Annotated in this window: 13 protein-coding genes and 1 pseudogene; 8 read left to right on the top strand and 6 right to left on the bottom strand. The window is 35.3% G+C overall.

The features are described 5' to 3' along the window. Positions 1–96: 96 nt before the first annotated feature. From Q4591_RS12820 to Q4591_RS12810, 3 genes are all read left to right on the top strand, one after another. Entirely contained in the window at positions 97–480 is a 384-nt protein-coding gene (locus Q4591_RS12820) for a hypothetical protein (protein ID WP_102440639.1), read from the top strand. Between the two features lie 128 nt (positions 481–608). Then, positions 609–1,046 (top strand): hypothetical protein, encoded by a 438-nt coding sequence (locus Q4591_RS12815; RefSeq protein WP_303461334.1) that lies wholly within the window; start codon positions 609–611, stop codon positions 1,044–1,046. Between the two features lie 123 nt (positions 1,047–1,169). Beyond that, positions 1,170–2,201 carry a YaaC family protein gene (locus Q4591_RS12810; protein ID WP_303461332.1) on the top strand — a complete coding sequence of 344 codons (1,032 nt, stop codon included), beginning with the start codon at positions 1,170–1,172 and terminating at the stop codon, positions 2,199–2,201. A gap of 265 nt (positions 2,202–2,466) precedes the next feature. On the opposite strand, the pseudogene Q4591_RS12805 reads toward Q4591_RS12810, so the two are convergent. The 6 genes and pseudogenes from Q4591_RS12805 to Q4591_RS12780 form a co-directional block, all read right to left on the bottom strand. Beyond that, positions 2,467–2,625 (bottom strand): annotated as a pseudogene (locus Q4591_RS12805) (IS91 family transposase); the annotation flags it as partial. A 2,295-nt stretch (positions 2,626–4,920) separates the two neighbouring features. Next, the gene (locus Q4591_RS12800) at positions 4,921–6,321 is read right to left on the bottom strand and encodes a hypothetical protein (protein ID WP_303461330.1); all 1,401 of its coding nucleotides are present in this window, start codon (positions 6,319–6,321) and stop codon (positions 4,921–4,923) included. Continuing rightward, positions 6,321–7,268 (bottom strand): TniB family NTP-binding protein, encoded by a 948-nt coding sequence (locus Q4591_RS12795; RefSeq protein ID WP_303461327.1) that lies wholly within the window; start codon positions 7,266–7,268, stop codon positions 6,321–6,323. The genes Q4591_RS12800 and Q4591_RS12795 overlap by 1 nt, the downstream gene beginning before the upstream one ends. Next, complete coding sequence (locus Q4591_RS12790) at positions 7,262–9,271, bottom strand: transposase family protein (protein ID WP_303461325.1); 2,010 nt, start codon at positions 9,269–9,271, stop codon at positions 7,262–7,264. The genes Q4591_RS12795 and Q4591_RS12790 overlap by 7 nt, the downstream gene beginning before the upstream one ends. Beyond that, entirely contained in the window at positions 9,271–9,876 is a 606-nt protein-coding gene (locus Q4591_RS12785) for a TnsA endonuclease N-terminal domain-containing protein (RefSeq protein ID WP_303461322.1), read from the bottom strand. The genes Q4591_RS12790 and Q4591_RS12785 overlap by 1 nt, the downstream gene beginning before the upstream one ends. Before the next feature lie 1,077 nt (positions 9,877–10,953). Beyond that, positions 10,954–13,941: an AAA family ATPase gene (locus tag Q4591_RS12780; protein WP_303461320.1), complete on the bottom strand. Its 2,988-nt coding sequence runs from the start codon at positions 13,939–13,941 to the stop codon at positions 10,954–10,956. A gap of 686 nt (positions 13,942–14,627) precedes the next feature. On the opposite strand from Q4591_RS12780, the gene Q4591_RS12775 reads away from it, so the two are divergent. The 5 genes from Q4591_RS12775 to Q4591_RS12755 all read left to right on the top strand — a co-directional run bounded on the left by Q4591_RS12775 (position 14,628) and on the right by Q4591_RS12755 (position 21,867). After that, positions 14,628–15,677 (top strand): ComEC/Rec2 family competence protein, encoded by a 1,050-nt coding sequence (locus Q4591_RS12775; protein WP_303461318.1) that lies wholly within the window; start codon positions 14,628–14,630, stop codon positions 15,675–15,677. Further along, positions 15,674–17,071, top strand: coding sequence for an ABC-three component system protein (locus Q4591_RS12770; RefSeq protein WP_303461317.1), 1,398 nt, complete (start codon positions 15,674–15,676; stop codon positions 17,069–17,071). The genes Q4591_RS12775 and Q4591_RS12770 overlap by 4 nt, the downstream gene beginning before the upstream one ends. Continuing rightward, positions 17,061–17,630 carry an ABC-three component system middle component 1 gene (locus Q4591_RS12765; protein WP_303461314.1) on the top strand — a complete coding sequence of 190 codons (570 nt, stop codon included), beginning with the start codon at positions 17,061–17,063 and terminating at the stop codon, positions 17,628–17,630. Before Q4591_RS12770 ends, Q4591_RS12765 begins: the two co-directional genes overlap by 11 nt. Further along, entirely contained in the window at positions 17,620–20,805 is a 3,186-nt protein-coding gene (locus Q4591_RS12760; protein WP_303461312.1) for an AAA family ATPase, read from the top strand. The genes Q4591_RS12765 and Q4591_RS12760 overlap by 11 nt, the downstream gene beginning before the upstream one ends. 468 nt (positions 20,806–21,273) lie before the next feature. Further along, positions 21,274–21,867 carry a tyrosine-type recombinase/integrase gene (locus Q4591_RS12755; protein ID WP_368501206.1) on the top strand — a complete coding sequence of 198 codons (594 nt, stop codon included), beginning with the start codon at positions 21,274–21,276 and terminating at the stop codon, positions 21,865–21,867. Positions 21,868–22,025 lie beyond the last annotated feature (158 nt).

The raw sequence follows: 22,025 nt of genomic DNA, 5'->3' as shown, positions 1-22,025 counted from the left end.
GTAGCGATAACCCTCTCTCTCCGAAAGTAAAGAACAAGCCGTTACACGAGACCTTCGGCTCGTGAACTAAATCGTTATGAGTCAAAAGGGTTTTATATGTTGCCTATATTTGAATTAGGGTCAAAATTTGATCCGCAAATATTGGAAAGTTATGAGTTTACGGAAGCGCCCCATGAAAAAGTAAAAGGGGCTGTCGTATATACTCTGGAAGTTGGCACAGGCGATACATTGCTAACTGTCTATGAAGGTTTGCTTCACGAAGTGATTTATCAAAATCCGAGTTGGTTCCCGTGGACAAGAAAAAGAAAGTTGCGACACCTTTTTAATTCTTATTCAAGTAATTTGTCATGGGTAGAGTTTATGGATAATGGCTTCGGTAAAGTTTTTGATCGAGAAGACAAAGAGCTTTACGCACTTACTAGTCGTGCAATGGACTACACAACTTTTGGTACTGCATTTTGGCATACAAAAAAGCATTAAAAACTCATAACCAGTGCATCTTGTCGGACTTGGGCAAACTGTCACCTTTTTCGCGCTGCGCGGCAAAAAAAGGTGACAGTTCACCCAAGCCGCAAATGCAGGCGTTATACGTTTGAAGGGAGTTCAGCGTGAAATCAAAGTATGGAATAACTCTTTTATTTTTAGCCGCGATAATTGCTTTTAGCACTGCACTCGCACACTTTTCCTGTGTATTCTTTGGCCCTGAATGTTATTCGGCTCAAATGGCTCCCAAATTCATTGTAGAGTCAGCACAGCAAGGAACAATCGTTGCGCCTATAGGTGCTTTTTTTGCCGCAATTCTTTTCATTATTCCTGGCTGCTATGCGTTGTCAGCAGCGCATATAATTCGCAAACTCCCATTATTAAAGTTAGGTATATACACTATTGCTACTCTTTGCATAATCCGTGGTTTGCTACCAATACAATTGTGGTTACGAAAACCAGACAAAGTAACAGATGTAGTGCTTTTTGTTGGTATAGTTTGGCTTGTAGCTGGACTACTTTATTTATTTGGCTACAGGTCTGCAAGTAAAGCAAACGTATAACAAGCAATTCAACAGGACAAAAAACAGTTGGTTTTGCTCCTGCGTCGCTTATTTTAACCAACTATTTTTTGCCCATTAATGTGGGCGTTATGCGTAATAATTTAAATCATAGAGTAGGTGTTCGTGGCTAGAAAAAAAATAGAACAAAAATATGGTTTCCCATTATTCAGTCAGCCTAGCTCTGTTGTTAATCTAGGCAAAAATGAAAAGTTGGTAATATCTGATATTTGGGCATTTTGGGATTATGTAATTAAAAAAGGCTCTAGTGATAAAAAAGGAGAGGAGTTTCTTCGTTCTTTGCTTGAGCAAGCAAAGCATTTTTATTTATCAGCAGAATCAAGTCCAATTAAAAGCCAACCCTTGCTTTATTATTACTCATTTCTTAATTTAGCAAAAATCATGATCAATTTGAGAGGTTCATTCGGTGAGAATAAGATGTATATGCACGGCATGTCTGAAAAACACAATAATAAATTTCTTAATTCTGAAGTTACTAAACAAAAGCAAAAACACCAAATAGTCCAAGTTGCTCACGAGCTCGTTTCTCTTTTTGATCCAAATACAAATACCGCCGATATTAAACTGAATACAAAAGAATTACTGAATCATTGTGTAGGCGTTCACCGTGCTTATAGCGAGATTTATAATCAGAAAGAAACTTTTGTTCGTATAGAATCCTCTGAATTATTGAAAGATAGCAAACAGCTAATCTTCAGAGCTAAATTAGCATGTAGCCCTCAAGAAGTTATTGAATTAATAGCGATTGGTTATAACATCATTCAAGACGAGGATGGGGTCTTCTATGAAGAGCTACATCAAATGACCTCATACACTCCTGGTAGATCTGATTATGCTAAATTATCTAAGAAAATTAGAGATAAGGGGATATGGTATTTTATAGGTAATAATGGTTACACAATGTACTTGTCTAAGTGCGCAGACGAAAGGTACAGTCAAGAATCGATAATATATATGTTTATGTTTTATCTGGGGTCAATAACCCGTTATCACCCATATATGTTCGATAAAATATTCTCAGATAAAGAGCAATGGCTTATGAGTGAATTTTTAAGCACTCAACCCAAACAGTTTTTGTATCTTGCAACTGCAAATGTATTGGGGCAGAGTGTCATGAAAGCATATGCTAGCTTTTAGTTTACGCATAACAGATAAGGATAGGCCGCGCGTAGCCGCGTCCTTATCCCAAGTGTTGAACAAGCCCGAGTGATACCTTTATAGTGTAAATATCGGCGTAAGATCTTACGCTTTTTCGATGTGTGCAGAGCAGTTACATTTTTTACTAGCCGCATAGATCCCTTAGCATCGTCAGCTAATTTCTTTACCTAAAATATCAATGCCTTAGCACCTCCTGATACTTTTCTTGTTCCGCATCTTAAGTGTTAATTTTTAATCCTTCCGCTTAAACAGTGGCGTTAGGTGTGGTTGGTTTTTGTCTAAGAAAGCTTGTCAGTCGTGCATGCTTATTCCTATGCACCCCCATAAATATCATCGGTTGTCGGCAACAAGGGCAAGGTCGTATGGCTTGAGTTTTAGTGGTGTTTTCGAGCGGCGCAAACACGGTGTGTAGTGGCCAATTGAAATTGGCCACAGGTTTAGAGCTTATCCATACTTTGGGTAATCTGAAATGCCATGATTACCCAAAGTCCTAACACGAAAATGTCCAAAAGTGGGTTAGGGCGACTGAGTCGTTTCTACCCCAAAACGTAATTGAAATGGATATCCCGAAGCTTAGCCGTTTGTATATACCCTCAAAAACCAAATATAACCTTCAATTGAGTGGCAAATTATCTATACCACTACAGTTAACTGAGTTCTATTATAAGGCTACTATGTAGCCTTTTTGAGTTAGCTCAACTTTCTGTTGTTACCAGTATAGCCATCATCTTAAATCTAAGTTGAGTTTAAAATGATAAAAAAATTTGTCGTAAAAGTGTAATAACTGCAGTTGCTAAAAAAGCTGAATTAATACCCGAGTCTTCATTTATTGCTATTGTAATCCACCCTTTAAAAAAACCAAAACTATGCAAGTAACTAATAGTATTTATGTTATTTCCTGTTATGGCAGTGATAAGAGAAAATTGAATAGATCTATTCAGAGCTCTAAAACGTTTAAGGAGGCTAATACTTTTATAGAAATAACTTTTGTAAAAAAGGGTCTTGTTAATTAATTAAAAACTAAATTTGGATGTGACTTTGAGACTGACAACTGTAGTAGATTACTTTAACTAGGCACTAGTTTGTAGGTGAAACTTGTGCTTTGTTATAGCTGAGGTTATCTGAAATATGGAAGCTTTCAGAACTTCGTACAGTGTTATTGTCCTGGAACACGTTAGACAACCACTGAGGCAGTGGCCAGTTTATGCGCAGGAATGGACCCAGTATAAACAAAATGGATTAGGGGACTTATCTGTTCTTTTGACTATTCATTTTAAATTATGACAACTCAAATTACTGCAAATTTAAGCTTCCATGTCCTTGTATATAATTAACTGAACAAAACATCAAACTCGCAATAGGAATTTCTCAATGTAGATTCATTCAATATCACCAAATCATTATTAACTCTACTGGCAATGCATTGCTTTGATGAGGCCTTCGATAAATTTATAGAAGTAAAACTTGAAGTGTTTCCGAATTGGCACATTGATAATACATGTAATCTTAATCACGGTAAAAACGAACAAACTGATTTTTGAACTTCATAAATTTTTAAGCTGTTCCAGGACAATTTATACGTCCCAGCTTTAATTCTATAGGTCAACGCCTTAGACAAAGTCTCAGATTTCACGTAGCGACGCCCAATAAGCGAGCATTTAATCATTAGAGGTCGTTTGAAAATCATAATACTTTCATTAAAAGGTTAAGCACTATAAATTTTATCGTATCATTCAATACCTTGTGTAATTCACATAAAAATGGGTCATGGTGATAGAGTTTACAAAATACACTTGAAAACATGTTTCTAAAGAACGAGTGTATGTTTAGGTGTAGTGAATCAATAAATGGAACTAGAGTTAAAAGCTTACAATCTGGTTTATAAGACGACAACTAGAAAGCAAACTTGGCTTTAATTTGAATACACCCATAAGCTATTATTTCATCAGGCTCTTATATCATCAAGGACAAGCTATACTGGCACTCACTGCGCTCGCAACCTTGTCAATATAAGGCCTGAAGAAGATTGGCTTAGTATGAAGTGAATGGATCACCCTGTGAAGTTCATAATCCGTACAGTTCAAATAACAGACATACTAATTGACGCGACATACTGGTTTCAGTTCAAACGGCAGTTATCCTATATAGCACATAGTTATTGATACATGGGCAAAGGAAAATCTCATACTGCCGTGAAAACACAATTTAACTGTATAAGTCACATTACTTAATAGAGAAGGATAATAAAGAACAAATTCTCATATAGACCTGAAATCTCAAGTTAAAGGTTCCTGATCACATGACACCTGCCATTTAACTTGAGAATATCAGGCTTTTTCCTGTCATATATTTCAATGACTTATGGAAGAACTAAAATTTTTCCATGACACTCAATTTGAGTTAAAAATTAATTTCTGCCACATCTATTGAGATCCATTTCCAAAAATAAATTTGCATGATTTCATTTGGTTATAAAAATTTAGCATTAAACTGGAGTGACATGTTCTGTTGTCAGGCATAATCAATATTTGACAATACCTTAATACTTTATAAAACAACAGCTTTTTTGAAAGCCTATGGGTCACTATGATTAACATCACAGCGATACCATTAAGTAGATAATAAAGGGGGGTATTTTGAAGAAGGTAAAAATTGCAACCAGGTACTGTGTGACTTGACCGTTATCTCGGGTTTTGAGTTAGATTAGGAGAGGTGAGACTAACAAAGTATGTTTGTCAGTTTTTTTGTTATTATGTCTTTTATTTTTTAAGTTCATGGCATCTGACATAAAACAATAACTACTATATGCAACTGGTTGTTTCAATAGTCCTTTCTTTCTGAACGTAATTAGTTCATCAAGTGAAAAACCAGTAATATGAGAAGCTTGTATTAGGGTAATTTCACTACTTTGTTTTGATAATAAGACCTTTTCACCTACTTTTATCAATTCATTTTTTCTACAATATATTGAATCGGGTAAGGTATTGGATGGTTTATATCCTAACGTGATATCACCTTCTAACAAGGCCTGCATGATATCAATTTGTTCTATGGTGTGTTTTAAGCAAATATCTCGCATTGAGTTTAATGAATTCATATCTGACTCAACCGTATGCTGACTTAACAATTGTATGATTGGAGACACATCAATTCTGGAGTTAATGGTGAGTCTAGAATTATTCTGTTTTTTGATAAGTCCCATTGAACTGAACTTTTTCAAAGATTGAGGTGTTGTTTCTAACAAGGCAGTCGCTGCTGGCATTGAAACAATCAGTGGATTTATAGGTTTTTGAATTCGTTTAAAGTTAATAGACGTTAAATGTTCAACAACGTTATCGATTGGCCAGGCCGAATTAAGGTTTTCAACTAATAACCACAGTTGCGCATATAGGAAGTTTGAAGGTAAATAGATAGATTGCTGTTCAAAAAATGACGTAAGCCAGGTAGTGAATTTATCCTTATCAGTCAATAGTTTATATCCGGAACCTAGTTGTTGATAGTAATTAAGGGTAGAGCAAAATTTTGAGGGCTCAATTATCGTTTTGTTTGGCGTGCTCAACAAGGTTGAAATGAGTAAACAATCTGCAATCTGCGGTGATGTTAATTGGTTTAACTGTGATAAATACGGCTCATCAATGGGGGAATCCGACAATTTAACGCAGCAACTATCTGCAGTGCAGATACCTTTTAATAAATTTATATCCCATTTTAGTTGTTGATTGCATTGGCTGCATTTATCAATAAATGTGCAATGATGTACTGAGCAGCATGCTATAAATGGTTGTTGTACTTCTGCTTTGATATAGCCAAGTTCACGAATACAAGTTAAGCACACTTTGGAATTTATTTGCCAAGATTGTTGAAAAAGCGGTGTGCGTACAACAGCTTGATTGTCATAATACATACCTTTGATACCCAAACTATCAGTCAGCTGTAGCCCTTTACCGCGCACCAACTTATTTATTTGAGTAACTGATAGCATTCTTGATAGATACTGAAACCCATTAACTTGTGCGATACGCAGTGCAAAACCGATTGAAGATTCATCGTCATATTGTGATGGCGTTATAGCTAAACGTATTGGACTAAAAGACGTCATTACAATATGAACCTATTGATTTCTTTTTTAACTTTCTCAGTACTAAAATGTTCGGTACTAAATGGGTTTTCATCCTTGTGACAATGTTTCTCGAAGTTTTTAAATAAAAAACATGTTAATTCAGTCTTTGTTTTTTGGTGAAATGGGGCTCTTAGAAACAAATCATCTAATGTACTCATACTGCGTCCGTGTCCATAAGCGATATAAATCCTGTCTAACAAATCACCATCTGAATAAGTCAAAGGCTCAAGTCCTATTTTTTGCACAAACCAATTAATACTCGTTAGCCACTCATCTGAACAAGGTGCTAAGCGACCAATCTGAATAGAGCGAAACATTCTACGACTTAATTGTTCATTTTCATCTACCGTCTTATCTGTTTGTCCAAAAGTTAATAGTCGACTTGCACGCTCACTCCCTATGAAAACAATAGAGGGGGGGAGTTCATCCAGTAATCCGCAAAAATACTTAAGGGTATTTAATGCTGTAACACTATCTTTTTCAGGTAAGACTTGTTGAATTTCATCCAAAATGATGAGTTGTACACCAAGTTCGTCGATGAGCTTATAAAATTGTGCACTAAGTTCACCTGCTCTAGTTCGGCCTTTGGGTGGACTAACCCCTAATGCGCTAATTAAAAAACGTAAAATATCGTCAATCGATTTTTTCGCTTCTTTAAACCTACAATAGAAGACGGGTATTAATTTCTTTTCTGTTGTCACAATCGGAGGGAAATGTTGCTGATAATTATTAACTAAAAATGTCTTGCCCTCACCAGACAATCCAAAAATAAGCTGCCCTTTATTGCGAGATGGGAGTGAGTACATTTGGTGCACCTCACAAATACGCTCCCATGCAAGCAATAACGAAGGATGAACGGCCATTGCTTGAGGAAATGGGAAAGTCTCAATCTTATGTTTTAAATCATTTTTATCTTGTACTACCATCGTCGTTTCTTATCTGTCATGTCAACTTTTATAAGGTCATCCACAAATGACTCGCCAATGTCAGACTCAGAAGTATTAAAGCGCATATTGGCCTTTAAGTGTTCATTTGACTTTGAATCAATCAAATTTGATTGTTCGATGCGTGCTTGTGCGCTGATGTTTTGTTTATTATTTTCCTCAAAACTTGATGTTTCTTTTCCTCGTCTTTTTCGACGTGTTGTTTGAGGGTATAACTTTTCAATATTTACGCGGTATTCTCCTGTGATCGTATGCTTTGTATCCCGATAAATGTCGAAGCTATCTTCAGTCTCACCATTCAACGCTTTGAATGATATAGGCTTAGACATATCTTCAATTGCATTATTTTCGGCAACTATGCGATAGGAATCTTGGTTTCTGTCATCAAAGTAATGAACAGTGACATAACGTGCATCGAACGGATTCAAAGTCACCACGACCTTGGCCTCACGACTTAATGATTTGGTTTTAATATAGAGTTGCTTTAATTCGTAACTGAAAAAAATCTGCTTATTGAGCTTAACGGTGCCATTGCTATATAGCTTTTGCTCTTCCTTCTCCTGTAAAACATGAAATTTGTTCAAGACAGCTTCATAATCATAATGTGAGCGCGGTACAGCATCTAAAGACTTAAACCACGCCTCATGAGGTGATATTTTAGTAGTGCCATGGTTTTTATTACTGTATTCACACAAGAAGGTATTTAGTGAAAATAAAAAATCTCGTACCGATAGCTCTGCGGCTTTAGAGAGACTTGTTATAGTATTTGGTTCACTTTTATTTTTTGTAACCCCTGCGTATCCTGGTATCCCAACTGTTAATTTATCGTCAACAAATATAGCCAAACCGCTGCAAAATTGTTGGCGAAATACATTGTTAAACGACTCCACAAATGGTTTTTTAGACGGCTGATTAGGAGGTGCGTAGACGGCATCAATATCCAATTGCTCACAGAGTTGTTGAACAGCTGCATTATTAAAACCTGGTCCATTATCCATGATAACGGTAGAAGGTTTAGCGCAAAATGGCAGGTTTTCATCTTGCATATAAATTTGTTGAAAAAGTTTAACAACACTTTCTTTGTTCTCTGCTAAACCGAGGTCAACGACTACGCCAACGATGGCACGACTATAGCAGTCGATGGCGAAGTACACAGAAACCTTTTTGGTAACTTCACCCGTTACATCATCAATTAGACACAAATTCAAATCTATTCTATCCATCTCAACTCGTTGCATCACGAAGTCTGTTCTTATTGCTTTCTGCATTGTGAGTAGCAACTGATTGCGACGAGCACTGCCTATTCCGCTGCGGAGTAACTCGTCTTCAATATTGTTTAATTCCCCGATACGTCGATAAAAAGAGCGCTCACTAACGGCGATGACAGCCTTGTTAGCTTTAGCGACCTCATTTACTCTCATGCAGTAAGCCCTATAGTGAGCACTCCTCAGTTTTGAATAACTATCTAGCCAGGTCTTTGCTACAAATTCACTTAAAACAGCTTCAGAAGCTGGATTGATACGGGTCGGGGCATTTCGACGTGCACAGGCAAGCGCATTATCCTGAAATCGACCCTTGACCCAGGTTTTCCAATAACGGCAAATACTGGATTTAGCAGGGTGTTTTTCAAAAGCGCGAGTAGTAGGGTAATCTAGCTCGACTTGCTCAATCATTAGTTTATATGCCTTCGACGTTGTCGGCCTGACGTTATGTTCATTAACAACCTTTTGGAGTGATTTAACATACATTAACCGTGTGTCTCTATCATTGATTTGATAGTCAGTTAAAATGGCTTTTGGCACAACAGGTATATCAATGACATAAATCCCACTTTTCAGAGCATCTACAATTTGCTCATGAGTCTTTAAAATTGGGTTATGGTCTTCGTCAAAGAGCAGGCAATGATTTTGGTTAATGATTTGTACGGTGACTAAACCATCACTCGTATGTACACGCGAGCCATCTTGATAACCTGAATATATCACTAGTTTTTACTCAACTGAGTGTCAGCGCTAAGTAACTTAGTCATATCAAATTCATAATGGCCTTGACCAACAATTGTATAAGCCTGGGCAATAGGGCGGTTATTAAACGTAGAAACGTGGTCAATTAAGCCTGATAATGTAATAGACAAGGGTAAGTCTGGGATTGAAATATTATCGTTTAAAAATATATCGCATTCAGAGGCAATTAATTGGTAGTTCACGCGTAACATCCTATGCAAGCCCTCATCTGTTTTTAGTACAATAGGTATACCGGATTCTGCGACGCTATATTCGTTAAAGTGGTCAAGACGCTGCCGAAATTCTTCAGTTATAAATTCTGTTGGGTGAACTTCAATAAATTCAAACGTGCCATCGATATAGCTCACCAGGAAGTCAGGCGTGTAACGACATCGCTTACCGTTATAATCACAGTGCATAGATTCGGTTTGGCTTCCAAATGATTTAATGTTTGGATCGCAAGAAAACATGAGCGCATAAGTCAGTTCAAGATATGACTCAAGCACATTGACTCCATTGTTCTTTTTTGACGAAAAGCGAAACACATGCCTTGCGCTGTGCATTCTAGGCTTGGTTTTATTTGTCATTCTTACCTCCGAACAGTGTTTCCATATATTACGACTCGCATAATTGGAAAAAAATGTTTCTATGATTAATAATTAAAGGTTGCGTCTTACCATATTGCAAGTTGGCAAACTCAGATTTTGCTAAATGTTATTACCTTAATAGGGGCTTTTTTAAGTTCTTCTAGGGCCGATTCCCATATTTTTATATCTACTGCCATAAAAAACTTAAATTTTTCGAAAAATGCATTTTGCCATCCTGCTTTTCTAAAATAATTTCATGCAATATCAACATAGAACGAAAAACGTGACGAAGGTCACGCAAGATTTTATGTTCAACATCAAATATTGTTACAGTTTGTAACCGTCGCACCATTAACCACTATTTCAGCACGTCAATATTCTTAAACAAAAAAAAGATTATGCTTGGTTGGGTGAATTTCAGCTGAAATCTGTCCTATTTAAACCTTTAATGCTTGGGTTTATCAGGCTATAACTGGCAATATGATGTGAATTGACTGGTGCTATTTGCTAGATTTGAAGTTAAAAGAATACTAACGAATAATCTAGGCTAGTGTGCCCATGTAGAAGGAACAGGTAAGTGTATTGATGGAACTCGTATAGCTATTGGGGTTGTTGTAGTAAACAAACAAAACAACTTATAGCAGTGTGAGAGAAGAATGGACGACTACAGTGGATTGTTAAACTGGCCTCTAGCCTGTAGGTGATACTCGCACCTTGCCATATCTTAGGTTATCAGAAATATGGAAGCTTTCAGAACTTTGTAAATCGTTTCTGCCCCATAATGAGTTTCGATTATTTTATGCTATCTTTTCCACTACCAAAGTGTGGGAAGTCCAAACTTCAAAATAATGGGTGGCTTTGTATTTGTCATTTAATGGTTAATGATCACTTTGTGCACAAAGCGGAAGCTTTTGGTATCAGCAACAAATCTTCCGCAGCTAAACATAAGTAGACCTAAATTTAAAAGTTTGAAATGTAAACTTTTCCAGAATTACATGAATAATGACCGATTAAGGGCAATTTTGAACCTGCCTTAATCGGTTATGCATAATCCGGCTTCAATGGTTATCACTATGCTCACTTTGTATTATCTGTCTTTGCATAAATAAATCGGTCTTGGGTAATTTCAACACCTAAGCAATCCTCGATATCTTTGGCAAGATTAATGGCGTATGTATTAAAATAACTAGAATTTAAACTAGTAAGGCTTTTCTCAACCTTCAATGCTTCCTGACAATGAGCTTGTAAAGCCACCATATTATTGTCTATATCTCCGCAAAACCTAGCTAATTTGATAATGCTGTCTCCCAAGTTAGCCAAACGTAAAGGTGTAATTCCATATTTATTTATTATGCTCCGTTCGATAGTTATTATTTCTTGGAGATTATTCCTAACAGGGTCCACTTCTTTTCCGAACTTAAGAGTTAAGTCAGCGAGATTATTTAACTTAAACGACAACATAAATAATAAAGAAGGTGTTTCACCGAATTCAATAATAATATCGCGTATTATTTGTATAGATTCAGCTAATTGTTGTAAACCTACCGCAACCTCATCACAATCTATATTGTTTTTGCCCACTCGAAATAAACTATCACTTACACCAACTAAACGTTCATAAGATGAACCAAAATCGTTGATGATAGATTGGTCAACATGTAAGCACTCTTTAAGGTATATTCCGGCTGTTTCTGTATCACAGTTATAATTACTTAAACTCATTAGACTATGAGATAAACTAGCTAAACTTTCTGGAGTAGCTCCAAAGTTATTGATGTTTTCTCGGCAGATAGCCAAACTTTCTTGATAATATTTCGCAATTGTTTCTGTATTTTCTTCCAAACGTTTAAGCCCATGCGCGAATTCAATGATTCTTTGGGATAGCATGTTGAACCTGCTCGGTGATGTTCCAAATTGTTTGATTATTTCTCTTGTAATATGTAATGCTTCTTGGAGAAGGTTCATAAATTCTTTGTCTTGGACTTCTTGCTCAAGCAATTTTTTTTGCTGAGTCAAAGTCAATTTTTCTGTACTATATGTCCACCTAATCTTCTGTTGTATAAGGCCAGCCATAATCATTAAGCTTTGAGACAGATACCACAATCGTTCATACGAAGATCCAAATACGTCTATTATATTCCGGTAAATTTCTATTGCGTTTAAGTAATGCTGCTTTGCCAAGTCGGGATCTGTGTAAACCCCCCCTGCATTGATAAGCCAGTTAGCTTTCCTACTTAATGAATCAGGGCATTTAGGATTAAACATCATGTTGTCAATTTGGGGTAATAAAATCAAAAAACCTTTTAATAAATTGATATCAAAATTGATCGCTGTTTCAATGTGATCAGGTGCAAACTCTAACTTTTCAAGGAATTCTAAATACCAGTGGTTACCATGATTGGTAAGAATTACACTCCACCATTTTGCTACTTCACCTTCTTGGCTTCTGTTATCAAAGGCCTCAATTAATGAATCAAAAGCATAGGCAATATTTTTAGGGGATAAAATTGAATCGGGATTATTACACGCATGATTGATCACTAATTTAAATAATATTATTTGCTCATTTGTGTTTAGTGATTTGTGTTTTTCAGATGTTACCCATTTATTCAATATATTGCTTATTGAAGAAAAACGAGCTTCATAACACTCCTCGTCCCCAATTTTAAGGTAATCTTTGGCAACATTGTGGTAAATTTTTTGTTGAAATACGTCACAATTAACTTCTAAATTTTGTACGAGGGCATGTATGTCCTGTGCTTCATCAGCAAGTTTATTGATATTTTCAAAACTTAGATAATCATCAATAGGGCTATGAATCAATAAATCTACAACAAGCGGTCTAATAAACTCAGGGCCGAACAAAGCTCCAGAGCTGAGAAAATCTTGTAACTCAGTATTTAGCTCACTGTATCGTTCGATAATTTTTTGATAAATCGATGTATGCTGTAATTTTGCTAATCGACTTTTACCTTTTCTATTTAGTGGTTGGTTACTATCACCATTTAAAAAATAATCTGTTGGTCTATTCAACAGAAGCAGGACCATTTCTTCCATTGATCTTGGATTACCATCAGCTTCTGTTACAAGTTGCTCTATTTGTATCTTATCAATTCCGGGGAGTGCTCGTTCTGGAATTAGTCTTAACTTGTTAGATTCTAGTTTTTTTAACCATAAAGTATTTACTAGGCGAGGATTATGATCATTAAATACATTGTAAACCTGTTTTAAATTTGAGGTATGGATTGAATTGTCCAAATTATCTGGATACTCCTGCCATTCCTTTTCCCAATGTGTTCCTATCACCATTAAGGGCCATTGCTCTGCTGTTGCTTGCTCAAATATTATTCTAAGTGCGTTGACTGTAATGGGATCTATCCATTGGGCGTCGTCCAATACTAAAATAACAGGAACCGTGGGACAATCATCACTCTTGGGATTTAAAAACATTTCTAATCGGGCAAGTGTATTCTCGACTAGGGTTTCTACACGTTTTACATTAGCTTCACTAAAAGATAACCTCGAATTTTCTTTTTCTTGAGATTTAAGTTTAAACATATCTAGAATGCTTAAGGCAGAGCCATAAACCCCTATGCTTGCGATGTCTGCAACGATTGTTGAAAATATCTTAGCTGCTTCAAATTTAGTCGCTTTATACTGATGCATGCGCAATATTGGAAATGCATGAACCATCAAGGAAACATCTTCTGCCTCAAAAGGACTTTGAGCAATTGTGTTGTTCCGATGTGTGGGAATAGCAAAACGCATACCCCACCACAACCAAGGAATATCTTGTTTAGTGTTTATGTCTTCTGGAAGAGGATTTAAAGATAGATTTCGGTCTACATCTAATGAATCAGGCCAGTAATTGTTATTGTTGGCAAACTCTTCTTTTGATAAAGAAGAGAAAAACTCCTGTACTAAGCGTGTTTTACCTAAACCTGTTTCGCCTAAGATCATTGCCAATTGTGGCTCGCCAGAGCGGGCTTTACTCCATACGCGTTTAAGCCAATTTAAATTTTCTTCTCGGCCTTCAAAGAGTGTTTGCCAATTATTATGCTTCATTACTAACATCCAAGTTTAAAGTAATTATTTTTTTCCCATATATTACAATGCAATATTTTTTTTAGGAATTTTTAGTTTATGGTAGTGACTGTGGTGGTACTAAAAAATGGTCGCAAAAATAGATTTTATACATATATCAAACAGTCCGTATCAAAATGAACATTATAAACGATGATTCTGGCTCATCAAAAGGGTCGTAGTAAATTAAGTTGTTTTTCAAACAAACTAAGGTACTTTTTCTAATTCAAAACAGGTTAACTAGACTCAATACTCTAAGTGACTTCTGTTCAAAAACGGGTTAGGGGGTAAACACGTTTATGCCCCAAAGTTACTTAGAACCAAGGCTCTATTTAATAATGCTTACCTTCGTTTTTCATACAAAAGCTTATGATTGGATATTTACAGATAGGTTACTTGATGACAAATATCACAGCAAATCAATAAATAATAAGATATGATTCATTGGTTTAGGGGGAGGCCGTGCGAGCTTATGAATGTTCAATAATTAACCTTAATAATAAAAATACATTCAATTGCACTCATCAATATTTGTTTTCAGCTTAGCATTCGCAGTAGGTCGCGAGTGTTTATTAAACAGTTTTTTGAGTGAAAAACGTTCATGTGGTAGACCTTGGGGGGAGGTTGGTTTGCATATAACCAAGTATTAGGATTGTTAAGGTGAAACAATGGCAATTGAATTAAATATATTACAAGCTGAACATGGTGATTCAATTGCCATTAGTTATGAATTTGAAGGGGAAATCAAAAACATACTAATTGATGGTGGGCCTGCACAAGCATTTGAAGTGCAACACACCCCAAGACCCCTTAAGCTTTTCTTGAATAATATTAAGTCAAAAAATCAAAAAATTGATTTACTGGTATTAACTCATGTTGACGATGACCATATTGGGGGGCTTTTAGCTGGCTTTAATAAAAGCGGTTACCTGACAGATTTAACTAAAGAAGTGTGGTTTAACTCCGGGAAATTGATTTTTAATCATTTTGATAAACCTCTAGATGATTCAAATACAGTAAAGTTAAAAAATAGTTCAGGCAATAATACGAGTATAGGGCAAGGGATCAAGCTTGAAGAGTACTTAATCGATAAGAAAATTTGGTCACACGACTTAATTAAAACGGGTGATGAAATAGATTGGTTTGGTAGTAAATTTAAAATTCTTTCCCCCTCATTAGCTAAACTAGAAAAACTTTTGGTTAAATGGGTAAAAGAAACTCCAAATGCCAATACATCGGGACAAAACAACGATTATCAGAACTCAATCGAACAGTTGTTGGCGGATGATGATTTTGAAGAGGATAAATCAATTCACAATGGCAGTTCATTAGCGTTTATTTTCGAGTGCCATGATAAATCTATTTTATTTCTTGGCGATGCACATCCATCAGTCGTGATTGAAAGCTTAGAGTCTTTAGGCTATTCAAAAGATAATCCTTTGAAAATAGATTACGTAAAAGTATCTCACCATGGAAGCAAAGCGAATACCAACAACGAATTATTACAGTTTATTGAATGCGAAAATTTCATTATCTCTGCTAATGGTAAGCATCATAGATTACCGAATAAATTAGTGCTTGCTCGTATTATCAATCGTTTCCCTACGGCAAACCTAATGTTTAATTATCCAGATCTAATAAACAGAATTTTTACAGAGGAAGAACGAAAAGAAGCCACATATAGCACATCATCATGTGAGGGTACTATACAAATATGAGTCAAGAAGCTGACTTAATACGTCAAAAACATTCTGTAAAGGTTAATAACGGCAGTGGTGTTTTAATACAGCCAATGTCACCTGACTATGCCTATGTGTTAACCGCTAAGCACTGCTTAAAAGTCAACAGTAATGACTTAAACAGTGATGATATAGATCCCCATGTAATAATTACTTACGATGGAAAGCCAATAACAGTACTAGATATTATTTTTCATGATACCGAAGATATGGCTATTTTTATTGTTGATCCAGATCTCACGCTTGAATTAATGATTAATTGCACACCTTTGGATGATAATGATGAAGTGTTTTTATGTGGGTACCCTGAAGACAGAAGGGAGGGAGATGTTAGTGAGTATTCGGCAAATAAGTATGAGTTTTATAGTACAGACCAAAACAGGGTTATCCTAACTCCTAAAGCAGTTATCACCCATAGTAATGTTGTCGGTTTTTCTGGTGGCGGTATATTTACCTTAGGTAATAACAATGATCCAGTTTTACTTTGTGGCATTGAAACCAAAATGGATGGCAATATAGACAATGAGTATCATGGTAATATTTCAGTAATACCGATTAGTGAATATGAGAAGCTCGTAGATAATCCTCAAAAACTGTATTTAGGTAAAACATTAGCCCCACTTTTACCTTTGCACTTATCGAGTTTTGAACATTTAGATAATTTTACTTTTGATGTTCAAAGAAGCTGGGCTGATGATGATGGGTTAAACTTACTTCAAGATGTGCTAAGAGCATTGGTAACAGAACAGATTAAAGTAAGCCTTTTTCCTTATGAAATATTACAAAATCTAGAACAATCATTTCATGTTCATAATAGGCCGATGCACGAATTGCGATGCATTGGCCTATGGAAGGCTTTTTTAGAATTATTAACTATATCCATTTTAATAGACAAACCTGAAACCGTGGATTTAGCATATGTTAGAGAGATGATGAAATCTAAACGACTAATGTATATAGGTGGATCTGGTGTTTGGCGAGAGTATATAAAAGATATATTGTTTACAGATTTAGAAGAACTTAATGAAAATAGCATTATTATTACTCAAACTCATTCAAAATCACACTCTCCTAAATTCACCAATGACTTTATCAAAAAGATTAGTGACAAAATTAATATTGGACGAGCTGACACAAATAGTGGAAGTATAATTAATGTAAGACGCGAAATTAATAGGAAAATTTCTAAAATTAATAGTGTTATCGATTTGACTACATTACACGCTGAATGTATTGAAGCAAAAGAGACTGTTTATGAAGAACATACCAACTCAGCAGAGTGTGACGATGAGACAGAAGGTAAATTGTTAACTCTATTGAACAATGAGTATGCCCCCTATTTAACTATCAAGGAACTTGAAAATGAAGACTGAATTTTTTTTAGACTTAGGGGATGATATTAACTTCTTAAAAGATAGTTTTCCTGAGCTAGAGTTCAATTTACATAAAGCAAAAGTTAATGAATGCTCATTTTTTTCAGTAATTTCTTGTTGTATTGATAATGAAGAAACTATTGAATGCCTCTGGGAGCGAATTAACAACCTTATTGGTGCAGAATACCTTCCTACACTGAATGACTTCTCAAGCTGGAATATATATTTCATATTGTTATCTCCTCAAAAGATTTCTAACCCTCTTAAATACACTATTGAAAATGACACTTTTTTTGTGCGTAAAATTATATTTGATAATCAGATAAAGTGTGTAAAAAAAGACCATGTTGCCAAGTTACTCAATGACCATATTCTCGGTGACGATATTGACGTTTCCCCCGTTTCAAATCAAGTTGTGCAAAGTGAACCTAACTACTCACCCATCACGCAGAGTCTGTTGAATACTAATCTTCCTTTAGGTCGCATAAATAATGACAAAAAAAGACGTAATACTTGGTTGGATAAGGTAATTTTAGAGGTTGATAATCATGAAATTTAAACGTGTAGAAATACAGGCTTTTAAAAGTTATTTATATAAGCAAGATGGTACTTTTGATTTTACAGTAAAAACAGATGAACCAGCTGACCTAGTCTCCATATACGCTCCAAACGGTTTTGGTAAAACATCTTTTTATGATGCAATTGATTTTTGTATGACCAATAACATTACTCGTTTTATCAGAGATCCGAGTTTAGCGAATGTTAATAATAGTGATGCAAAAGAATTAAATCAGAGCGGGCAAAAACAGCATATTTTAAGAACAAAAAATGCACCTGATGAGATTGAGTCTAGTGTTCAAATTACTACTACCGATAAAGACCCCATAAAAAGAAGTGTTCCCCTTGCGCGTAAGGGAAGTAAGGATTATACATTTGATGATAAAAAAACAAATCCTGAAGAGCGTTATTTCCGCTCAGTTATGCTTTCACAGGAGGCCATTGATGGCTTCTTAAGAGAGTTAAAACCTGAAACTCGTTACGAGCAGTTCATGGCGCAACAATTAGCAGGAGATGACACCCTTGAAAAAAATCGGAAACAGATTCAGTTCGTATTAAAGGAATTAAATAGCCGATTATATAATATTCAGAATAAAGTTGATGAGATTAAAAAGAAAAACTTGTCCCTTGAATTAGGAGAAGGAACGACTATAGATGTAAGTTGTTTAACCAACATTAATGAACTTGCTGCTGAATTGAATGAGCAAGGAGGGGATTTTTCTGTATTCGATAACTCTTTTGATGACGAGTTAAATGCTAAATTAAAATTAAAAGTTGAACAACTTCAAGAAAAAGCGAATCAAAAAATTGAGGGTATTCAAATTGAAAAGTCTCAATTAGAAAAGTTAGTCGATTCGTTTCATATATTTGATAAAAAACATAATGAAATTAAAGACTCAAAGAGTGAAATATCAAAGTTATCGAAACAAAAAAGTGATATTGAACAGTGGCAGTTGTTAAATGAAAAAAAATATCTACTAACAGAGCAATTTGGTACCCAACGAGAGTTTTTTGAAAAGCTGCAAGTATTTAATAAACGTCTTCCCGACTTTATTAAACAAGCGCAATTAAAGCATGAATATACAGGGAAACTAACGGAACTTAGAAGAAAAGTAACAGGAAAAGAACAAAAAATTAAGGTTAGTGACTCTAAACAGAGAGAACTAGAAATTCAAGAAAGGATCTTGCAGAAAAAAATAGAACAGCTTGAAATACAAAGAAATGAAGCTGTAAAACATTTTTCTGAGATCAGTCGAATCGAAGATAATATTAACCGACATAATAATGTAGAGTTGATATCAAAAAATATTGATGATTTGGAAAGTGATATAGCTCATCTCAAATCAGAAGGGGTCGCAGTAAAGCACTTTAAAGTTGAAGAACTTGACCTGATGATAGCTAGCAAATTTAAAAATGACGTATTGATAAAAATAGCTAAGGATTATTCAGCAACAATCATTAAACAAGAAAGTTTAAATACACAGCTAAGAGATCTTAATCAGTCACTGGACGCTGTAAATCTACAAAAAGATTCGATTGCAAACCTTATCAAAATCGGGTCTCAATTAATAAACCAGAGCCAAGAAAAGCATTGCCCTTTGTGTCAGCATGAGCATGAATCATTTACAGTTCTTGCCGATGCAATTAATTCAAATTCAAGTTTAAGTGATTCTCAGCAGAGGCTTTTAAAAGAGGTTGAAAACTGCCAGTCCCTCCTAAAGGAAGAAGTTAATAAGCTAAAAAAATTAAAAGAAGATTTCTTGGTAGCACAAGAAGCTCGATTAATTTTTTTGAGAGAAAATTTACAAGAATCATTAGAAAAACAGAAATCAACAGATCAAATTCTTGAACAGATTGAAAAAGAGAAAGTTGAAGTTGAGAGGTTGAAGGAGTTAACGTACCATAAAGCACCTGAACTTTTTCAAGCATATATCAATGATGAGATAGCAAAAATTAAAGTTAATGGCACTTCACTTGCAACACAGATTGCTGAAACGAAAGTAGAATATCGACAGTTGAATGAAGACGCTCAGAAGCTTAAACTCGACTTGAGTGTGCTAGTTAGTGAATCAGAAAATACAGACGCTCTTTTAACTAATGATTTATTGTTGTTAACTGAGCTGGAAGTGTCTCATGAAATAATAGAGCTCAAACTTAATGAGCAAAAATTAAATGAAATTATTGCTTATCACTTCAAAAAAGCAGAGGATTTATTTAATGGGAAAGAGCAGGAAGTTAAGGAAAATAATGATGCTATAAATACACTAACGGCACAATACACTGCAAGTTTTTTTGAACATCCCATCAGTAAAATAGAAGCGCTCATTTTAAAAATATCTGAATTAAACGATGAGTTGGTGCGATTAAATGAATCTATTCGTGAATTTTATACTGCCGTACAACAGCTTGGAGAAGAGCGTTTATTGGTGGATAGTAACTGGATAGATTTAAAGCGAAAATTTGATGGTAGAATTTCGTATTTAGACCAATTAAAACAGAAAGATACAGATCTAATATCAAGGTTTACATCATTAACAACACTAGCTGAGCAAGTATTAAAATATATTAACGTTGTTAAATCAACTAAAGAACAACAAAAATTAGAATTAGAAATCGGTAAATGTGAGGGAATTAAAAAGGCATTTTTAACTGATTTAAGAGGAATAAATGAAGCTCTTGAAGCGCAAGTTAATCAATATTTTCATGCCGATTTGATTAATACTATTTATAGAAAAATTGATCCACATCCAGACTTTAAACGAATCGATTTTAACTGTAGCTTTCCTGAAGATGGAAAACCAAAACTCCAAGTGTACATCACTGATGAAGATGGAAATAATGCAGTTTCACCGATGTTAAGTTTTAGTTCTGCACAAATTAATGTTTTAAGTTTAAGTATTTTCTTGGCCAAAGCACTCAATACCACAAATGCAGGAAAGCCAGTTGACTGCATATTTATCGATGATCCAGTTCAGTCGATGGATAGTATCAATGTGCTTGGTGTTATAGATTTATTAAGGAGTATTAGTACAAATTTAGGTAAGCAAATCATCATTTCTACCCATGATGATAATTTTCATGCTTTACTGAAACAGAAATTACCTGAACATTTATTTAAATCAAAATTCTTAGAACTTGAAACGTTTGGTAAGGTAGCTACGCATGCTGGACAATAATGTATGAAGTGGCATAGTTAACTTGGTCACAAGCTAAAAGGTTAACCACTGCGGGTAACTCATAATATGGTCAATAGAGTGAAGGCATCAGTTAGACTCCTTCACTCCCACTACAAGATCTAATACGTATTGCTATCGACTAGTACAATAACCCTATCTCGCTTTTGTCCATAAATAAGCTAAATAGTTTCTAAAATCGTGGCCATTTTTCATTGGCCACTACATTCTGTTAAGTCATTACATTAATGAGGTTTTAAGCTAATACATAAAATGTGTTACATAAAACATGTATTTCTTTAAGGAGTGTGTAGTGGCATAGTGAATCTGGCCACTGATTTGCAGTTGAACGCACTCTTAGAATAGAAAACTTATCGTAAATTTTTCAAGATTACATTAATTAGTAACTCGGAAATGTCCATTTCTTTCTAACTACAATCGTGATGACCAAAATAAAAGGAGGTCATCATGATGTGTTTTAGTAAAGCGAAACGTAGTGGCGTCAAAAAGCCTTTTCGGCTTGAAGAGATATGGCGTATCAGAACCAGACTAGAGATTGAAAATAGTTTGATGCAACTTGCGCTACTTAATTTAGCTATTGATAGTAAACTTAGATCTAGTGACTTGCTGCCACTCAGAGTTTGCGATGTATCTTCGCAAGATAGAATATTTAACCGTGTTAAGCATATTCAGCGAAAAACAGACATTGAAGTCCAATTTGAAATAACGACAAGAACTCAACAAAGTCTAATGAAATGGATGTTGATTGCTTCGCTAAATCCTAACGATTTTCTTTTCCCAAGCCAAAGACGAAAGCAGCAACCTATTAGCTATTCATACTATCGATGCCTTGTCAGAAAATGGGCGTCAAATCTTGGATTAGACTCAAATTTGTATGGTACGCACTCAATGAGGCGAACCAAAGCGACATTAGTCTATGCAAAAACTAAGAATATCAGAGCAGTGCAGCTTTTACTCGGGCATACAAAGGTAGATAACACGATCCGCTATCTTGGTGTTGAATTAGAAGATGCACTGTTACTTTCTGAAAGCATTGATTGTTAGTTGAAAGGAGCCCTATTCCTTAGGGTTCCCACCCCGACATTCAAAGACATAGTTGCCCCAAAGTTAGTTGCACTCGCTAAGCAGCTCTGATAAATAACAAGCCAGATGGCCTATTTTTACTAATCCATTAATGGCACTCACTGATTACTTTCGTTAAG

It is taken from the genome of Shewanella sp. 3_MG-2023, assembly GCF_030548765.1.
In the GTDB taxonomy this organism is placed as follows: domain Bacteria; phylum Pseudomonadota; class Gammaproteobacteria; order Enterobacterales; family Shewanellaceae; genus Shewanella.
The sequence above is the reverse complement of the archived record's forward strand: the minus strand, read 5'-3'. Positions and strand labels throughout refer to the sequence as shown.